This window comes from Acetobacter lovaniensis (assembly GCF_014207635.1).
In the GTDB taxonomy this organism is placed as follows: domain Bacteria; phylum Pseudomonadota; class Alphaproteobacteria; order Acetobacterales; family Acetobacteraceae; genus Acetobacter; species Acetobacter lovaniensis.
Map to the genome: position 1 here is coordinate 1,239 of NZ_JACHIE010000042.1, position 1,538 is coordinate 2,776.

3 protein-coding genes are annotated in these 1,538 nt (G+C 55.9%); all 3 read right to left on the reverse strand.

The features are described from left to right. The coding region (locus tag HNR55_RS16565; protein WP_221441750.1) for a lysozyme family protein at nucleotides 1-482 on the reverse strand (482 nt) is incomplete at its 3' end. 291 nt (nucleotides 483-773) lie between these two features. Then, complete coding sequence (locus tag HNR55_RS17150) at nucleotides 774-908, reverse strand: hypothetical protein (RefSeq protein ID WP_260400958.1); 135 nt, start codon at nucleotides 906-908, stop codon at nucleotides 774-776. 244 nt (nucleotides 909-1,152) lie between these two features. Next, the gene (locus tag HNR55_RS17155) at nucleotides 1,153-1,275 is read right to left on the reverse strand and encodes a hypothetical protein (protein ID WP_260400959.1); all 123 of its coding nucleotides are present in this window, start codon (nucleotides 1,273-1,275) and stop codon (nucleotides 1,153-1,155) included. Between the last annotated feature and the right edge of the window lie 263 nt (nucleotides 1,276-1,538).

The window sequence follows — 1,538 nt, forward strand, 5'->3', positions numbered from 1 at the left end:
CTGAGGGCACGTTTCTGCTGATCGTTCGTCAGAATGACGAGGTTTCTGTTCTTCTGGGCGAATCTCCTGGCCGCTTCGCCACGCAGGCCGGCCCCTGCCGCCACGCGAGACACTAGACTAGAGTCGAGGTCGATATCCCGCAATTTCTGCTCAATCTCCGCCCGGGAACGATCGCGCATGTCATAACCAGGCCCGAGCGTTACCCCAGACGCCCCGCCCGGCCAGTGTAGGTGGTTGCTGACGCCCTTTTGCTCCTCATGGCGTTCAATAAAACTACTTCCTTGAAGCGACGTCTTAGTCTCTCTGAGGGCACGTTTCTGCTGATCGTTCGTCAGAATGACGAGGTTTCTGTTCTTCTGGGCGAATCTCCTGGCCGCTTCGCCACGCAGGCCGGCCCCCGCCGCCACGCGAGACACCAGACTAGAGTTAATGCCGATATCCCGCAATTTCTGCTCAATCTCCGCCCGGGAACGATCGCGCATGTCATAGTCAGGCCCGAGCGTTACCCCGGACGCCCCACCTGGCCAGTGCAGACGGTTGCTTACGCACCTTATTCCTTCTTGGCGTTCGATTAAGCCGCGCCCATAAACCGATGTCCTGATCACGTTGAGGGCACGTGACAATTCTGACGGCGACGGGGTTTGGGACGGATTATAGGGACGGTTTGATCCAGACATGTTTCCTCATTTCCTGTGGTTTGATGCCACAGATAAGCTAAAAAATAATCAGTATGTCGTTCTAGAGAAACGCGTGGCCTAGGCCATTTCCGCAGCTCAGAAGCTGATCGAAATCAGACCTGTGGCCCGGGTAAGGGTTTTCTGGCGTGACAGATAGCGCCTGACGGCGCTGACGAGTTGGTGTTCGCTTATGACACATGTCAGGGCGGGGTTCTGGTTGGTATTCGACATGACGTGTCCTGAAATGCAGGCACAAAAAAAGCCCACCGGGTTAGGGCGGGCTTTGCGTGTCGCGCGGGGGTCTTGCTACAGCTCAGTGAGCAGCATTATTCGAACTCTATTTAATATGTAGCGAAAACCGCGCGCGGATACCAGATGGAAAATGGGTTGGTGGGACTTCATCAATATCCGGTTTCGTGAAATTTTTAGCCACCTGCAAATGTCCGGCATGTAGGCGACTGCGGCCACTGCACTTTCACATCTCCCTCTTATTTGCCCCTCTTTCAGGCGTGGTCTGCTTTTGCTTTCTCAACAATGTCATCGCCAGTTCCAATTGTTCTGCCTGCATGGCCTGACGCACTGCCAGATTTTGGGACACAAGACAGCTCCGGAGCAACCGTCTCTGCTTCAGAGCAGCCTGAACACCGTCCGTTTCAAAATGTGCTCTCACAGCCTCCTGACGCGCTTGGGCAATCTCCGGGAAAGCCGCGATCTGCGCAATGACTTCCCATACTGGTATGGCCATAAGGTCGCAGGCCAACGCCGTTATGCACCAGTATCTTCAGATCGGTGCGCTGGCGCTGACAGGCCGGTCGGGATGTCCAGGCCCGGTAACCCCGTGCCGAGACCTGCAAGACGCGG

Coding starts and splice junctions, on each gene's coding strand:
- HNR55_RS17150 (WP_260400958.1), bottom strand. CDS start 908: ATGTCGAATACCAACCAGAACCCCGCCCTGACATGTGTCATAAGCGAA.